3 protein-coding genes are annotated in these 3,155 nt (G+C 66.2%); all 3 read left to right on the top strand.

Annotated elements, in window-relative coordinates:
• Positions 1-1,687, top strand: a 1,687-nt coding sequence (locus VFT73_RS05365; protein ID WP_326409135.1) for an SEC-C metal-binding domain-containing protein, incomplete at its 5' end; no start/stop codon positions are given.
• Positions 1,688-1,738: 51 nt separating this feature from the next.
• On the top strand, positions 1,739-2,485 hold the full coding sequence (locus VFT73_RS05360; protein ID WP_326409134.1) for a sulfite exporter TauE/SafE family protein: 747 nt from the start codon (positions 1,739-1,741) through the stop codon (positions 2,483-2,485).
• Positions 2,486-2,552: 67 nt separating this feature from the next.
• A partial coding sequence (locus VFT73_RS05355; protein ID WP_326409133.1) for an AI-2E family transporter occupies positions 2,553-3,155 on the top strand: 603 nt, incomplete at its 3' end.

Below are 3,155 nucleotides of genomic sequence, written 5' to 3'. Positions count from 1 at the left end.
CGTCAATATCGAGCCGGAGAATCAGACGCTCGCCTCGATCACGTTCCAGAATTATTTCCGCATGTATCCGAAGCTCAGCGGCATGACAGGCACCGCGGCGACGGAAGCCGGCGAATTCTTCGATATCTACAAGCTGAACGTCGTCACCATCCCGACCAACCTGCCCGTCAAGCGCGTCGACGAGGACGATCAGTTCTACAAGAACATCAAGGACAAATTCGGCGCCATTGCCAAATCGATCGAAGAACATAGCTCACGGGGCCAGCCGGTGCTGGTCGGCACCGTCTCGATCGAGAAGTCGGAGCTGCTGTCGCAATATCTCCGCCAGCTGAACGTGCCGCACAATGTGCTGAACGCGCGCTTCCACGAGCAGGAAGCGCATATCGTGGCGCAGGCGGGCCAGCCCGGCGCGGTGACGATCGCCACCAACATGGCCGGCCGCGGCACCGACATCCAGCTGGGCGGCAACGTCGAATTCCGCGTCGAGGACGAGCTTTCCGGGCTTCCCGAAGGCCCGGATCGCGATGCTGCCATCGCCCGCATCAAGCGCGAGGTCGAGGAATCGAAGCGCAAGGTGATCGAAGCCGGCGGCCTGTTCGTGCTCGGCACCGAGCGGCACGAAAGCCGGCGCATCGACAACCAGCTCCGCGGCCGTTCGGGCCGCCAGGGCGATCCGGGCCTCAGCCGCTTCTACCTGTCGCTGGACGACGATCTGCTGCGCATCTTTGGCCCGGATACGATGTTCGCCAAGATGATGAATTCGAACCTCGCCGATGGCGAGGCGATCGGGTCGCGCTGGCTGAACAAGGCGATCGAGACCGCGCAGAAGAAGGTCGAGGCACGCAACTACGATATCCGCAAGCAGCTGCTCGAATATGACGATGTCATGAACGACCAGCGCAAGGTGATTTACGAACAGCGCACCGACATCATGGACTCCGAGACGCTGGAGGACGTGGTCGACGACATGCGGCACGAGACGGTGAACACGCTGGTCGCCGAAGCCTGCCCGCCGCACACTTATCCCGAGCAGTGGAACATTGAAGGCCTGAAGGCCCGCGTGCAGGAAATCCTGGCCGTCGATGTCCCGATCGACGACTGGATCAAGGAAGCCGCGGTCGATCCCGAGATGGTCGAGGAGCGGCTGCGGGCGCTGACGGACGAGGCGATGAAAACGAAGGCGGCGGAGCTGGAGCCGTCGACCTGGATGCAGGTGGAAAAGAGCGTGCTGCTGCAGTCGCTCGACCATCACTGGAAGGAGCATCTGTCGACCCTCGACGCGCTCCGCCAGGTCGTGCATCTGCGGGCCTATGCGCAGAAGACGCCGATCAACGAATATAAGCAGGAAGCTTTTGCGTTGTTCGAGCGGATGCTGGAATCGATCCGCGAGGACGTGACGCGGGTGCTCTCCCATGCCCAGTTCATGGCGGCGCCGCCCGAGCTGCCGCCGATGCCGGAGTTCGTCACGACGCACATCGATCCGCTGACCGGCGACGACAACAGCTGGGACCAGGACGCGGCGAGCGGACTGATGACCTCGACGATGCCGCCGCTCCAGATCGCCCAGCCGATGATGGCCGCGGAACTCGGCACTGATCCGGCGCAGTGGGAAGGCCGCGTCAGCCGCAACGCGCCGTGCCCGTGCGGGTCGGGGCAGAAGTACAAGCATTGCCACGGGGCGCTGTAGTGCGTGAAGCGCGCTAGCGTGCGCCGGTCTTGTCGAAACCAGGGTTAGGCGTTGCTGGCCCTCGCCGCCCTTTTCGCGATTACCGCCGTCCTTTACGCGAGCGTCGGTTTCGCGGGCGGGTCGACCTACAACGCGCTGCTTGCCCTCGCCGGCGTCGATCACCGCGTGTTTCCGATCGTTGCGCTGGTGTGCAACCTGATCGTCGCCGTCGGCGGCACGCTTGGTTTTGCGCGCGCGGGGCTGGTGCCGTGGCGAAAGGCGCTGCCGCTGCTCGTGCTGTCGGTGCCGGCTGCGTGGATCGGCGGAATGCTGCCGGTCTCGCGGCATTTGTTTCTGGCGCTGCTCGGCAGCTCGCTGCTCGTTGCAGGCGTGCTGCTGCTGCTTCAGCCGGAACGCGAGATGGCGGAACGACGGGCGACGATCGTCGGCCCCGCGGTCGCGGCCCCGCTCGGGCTGCTGTCCGGCATCGTCGGCATCGGCGGCGGCATTTTCCTGGCGCCCGTCCTGCACCTGGTCGGGTGGGACAAGGCACGGCGCGTCGCCGCCACCGCCTCGATCTTCATCCTCGCCAATTCGCTCGCCGGGCTGGGCGGGCAACTGACCAAGGTCGCCGCCCATCCCGAGCTGATCCGGGCCGCGGCAAGCTACTGGCCGCTTGCGCTGGCGGTGCTGGTCGGCGGCCAGATCGGCAGCCGCGCCGGCGTCCAGCTGCTGCCGCCGGCCTGGCTGCGGCGGATGACCGCGCTGCTGATCCTCTATGTCTCGGTGCGCATCCTGTGGCAGGTCTGGGGCGGATGAGGCGCTGACCGGTCCTGCAGTTCCGGACCGGGCCCGGAACATTGCGCAGGGCGAAACATTACGCCCGGTGTCGCTGAGCCAGCATAAAAGGACCGCCGAGCGGCTCATCCTCGCGCTGCTGTTGTTTGCCTTGGCCGCGGCGCTCTGGACGTTGCGCGAGGTCGTGCTGACCGCCTTCGCGGCCGTGCTCGTCGCGGTGCTGCTGTCGGAAATCGCGACCGTCCTTTCGGCAAAGCTCGGCGTGCCGCGCCGGCTGGCGTTGGCCGGCGCGGTGGTGATCGCGTTCAGCGTGCCCATCGGCGCCGCCTGGCTGTTCGGCCGGGAAGTCTCCGCCCAGTCGCAGCTGATCGTCCAGGCGATCCCGCCGGCAATCGAGAGGCTGGGCGCACTGCTCGACCCTGTCGGCGCCGGCGATGCGTTTCGCGACGCCGTCCACAACATCCTCGATCCGAACATGATCGCGAGGCGCGTCGGCAGTGTTGCGACCTCATCCGTGGGCGCGATGGTCGACCTGCTGCTGGTGATCTTCGGCAGCATCTATTTCGCTGCCCAGCCGCGGCTGTACCGGACCGGCCTTGTCAAGCTGGTGCCGCCCAAGGCGCGCGTGCTGGCCGGCGACGCACTCGACAATGTCGGCGTGGCGCTCCAGCGCTGGCTGCTGGGGCAACTC

The organism is Sphingomonas sp., assembly GCF_035758555.1.
Taxonomy (GTDB): domain Bacteria; phylum Pseudomonadota; class Alphaproteobacteria; order Sphingomonadales; family Sphingomonadaceae; genus Sphingomonas_B.
The sequence above is the reverse complement of the archived record's forward strand: the minus strand, read 5'-3'. Positions and strand labels throughout refer to the sequence as shown.